The organism is Planktothrix sp. FACHB-1355, assembly GCF_014748295.1.
In the GTDB taxonomy this organism is placed as follows: Bacteria; Cyanobacteriota; Cyanobacteriia; order Cyanobacteriales; family Aerosakkonemataceae; genus Aerosakkonema; species Aerosakkonema funiforme_A.
Genome location: NZ_JACJUP010001231.1, coordinates 1 through 2003, shown reverse-complemented (window position 1 = coordinate 2003; position 2003 = coordinate 1). Strand labels below are relative to the sequence as shown.

The 2003-nt window shown below is 41.5% G+C and carries 2 protein-coding genes and 1 pseudogene; 2 read left to right on the top strand and 1 reads right to left on the bottom strand.

Going from position 1 to position 2003, the window contains the following annotated elements:
• Nucleotides 1–185, top strand: a pseudogene (locus H6S82_RS33145) (hypothetical protein); the annotation flags it as partial.
• 159 nt (nucleotides 186–344) lie between these two features.
• Nucleotides 345–839 (top strand): response regulator, encoded by a 495-nt coding sequence (locus tag H6S82_RS31080; RefSeq protein ID WP_190461566.1) that lies wholly within the window; start codon nucleotides 345–347, stop codon nucleotides 837–839.
• 194 nt (nucleotides 840–1033) lie between these two features.
• On the opposite strand, the gene hisS is transcribed toward H6S82_RS31080, so the two are convergent.
• A partial coding sequence (gene hisS / locus H6S82_RS31075; protein WP_191057324.1) for a histidine--tRNA ligase occupies nucleotides 1034–2003 on the bottom strand: 970 nt, incomplete at its 5' end.

The window sequence follows — 2003 nt, the reverse complement described above, 5'->3', positions numbered from 1 at the left end:
CGACGCTCTTCCGATCTTCCATGTTACTCACAAGACATTTAGTTTCTGAGCCTAGCCAACGATTTATATCCACAACACTCGGTCTTAGCCGAGACCGACATCTTTGCCCTTGTTGTGCCACAGTTTTACTTCGCCACATCCGTTGGGAAGGAATTTACTGGCGTTGTAGTTACTGTTATCAATAAATGTCAATTTAGCAAAGCTCTAATCTAAAAATTATGCTTGGCTAAATTGGCTATCTACTGAATTAAATGTGATTAGCAAACATCCAATGATTTATAAACTTGGATTAAAAGTTTGCTAATTACCAAGTTTAAATAGATGTTTTAATTCAGGTACTTAAGATGGATGTAATTAGAAAATTTTCTGCCCACCTCGGAATACTCAAAGATGTCCAAATCCTAGTTGTGGATAACGATTATGACAGTAGATACTTGTATAGTATCTTACTTGAAGAATTGGGTGCAAAAGTGACGAGCGCTAGCTCGATCGAACAAGCATTAAGCCTTCTGGATTGGCTTGTACCCGATATGATGATATCGGAAATCAACTTTAAGGGTGAGCGTGTCGATCCTTTGATGCAGCGATTGAAGTATTTGGCAATAGCCAATGGCAAATCTATTCCCATCCTGGTTACTTCAACCTGTCCAACAAAAAGTCTTGACCAATATATGCAAGTAGGGGTTGAGGCGTATTTATTAAAACCAATTTACCCCGACGATTTAGTTTTTAATATCTGGAGCCTGTTACTCCAGGTGAAAATATCGCATCCACCTACCATTCAAGACTGGAGTGCTAAACAAACGATAGACCAAAAACCTGGGAATGAATTAGCCTAGCAACGACAGCAATTAAAATGAATCCCCTGAAAAATCACCCGCCAAATTTTAATGAGGGAAATATGTCCGAGAGACAACTAAAAGAACACAAATTTTGCACATGGAAATTGCAAAATACTTACCTAACCTCTCCATTGAATCACTTAGCCTAGAGCGAATTTTATTAGCACTGTTGACAAATGCTTGTATCCTTACTACTGCGTTTTAAGCATATCTATTTGGCGTCGCCACTCGTCCGTCTTGCCAAGTAAATCTTTTTGAGAAAGCGTCTGCTGTTCTTTTGTCGCCATCCACTTTAATTTCACCGTTTGATTTTCAGCTTCTTCATCGCCTAAAATCAAGCAAGCAACAGCACCACTCTTATCAGCACGTGCGAATTGCTTTTTAAACGCACTTCCGCTCAAATCTAATTCCAAACTAAATCCAATTCGCCGCAATTTCTGCGCTAACAATAACGCTTGCGCCTCTGCTTTTTCTCCTCTAGAAACCACATAAAAATCTAGCGTTTTTTTCGGTGCTTGTTGCATTTTTTGCAGCAAAATAGTCAATCTTTCCAAACCGATCGCCCAACCCACAGCAGGTGTATCTGGCCCACCTAATTCTGCTACTAAACCATCATATCTACCACCACCGCAAACCGTAGCTTGTGCGCCCAAATCATCAGAAATAATCTCAAAAGCGGTGTGAGTATAGTAATCCAATCCCCGCACCAATCGAGGATTCAACTGATAGGAAATCCCCAAATCTGTTAATAGCTGCAATACTTGGTCAAAATGCTGTTTAGAATCCACGCCCAGGTAATCTAATATACTAGGAGCATTCTGAGCAATTTCCTGAGTTCGCTTATCTTTACTATCCAGAATTCTTAGAGGATTGCGAGTTAGACGAGTTTGCGAATCTGCATCTAACTCGGAACTGTAAGGAGTGAAGTAATCAATCAGTGCTTGTCTATACTGCTGCCTGTCAGTAGGATTGCCCACCGAATTAATATCCAAGCGGAGATTTTGCAATCCGAGAGTTTGCAGGATATCGGTAGCGATCGCAATTACCTCTGCATCCGCCCTCGCATCGGAACTACCCAACACCTCAACGCCGATCTGGTGAAACTGCCGCTGACGCCCAGCTTGGGGGCGTTCGTAGCGAAACATCGGCCCTGTATACCAA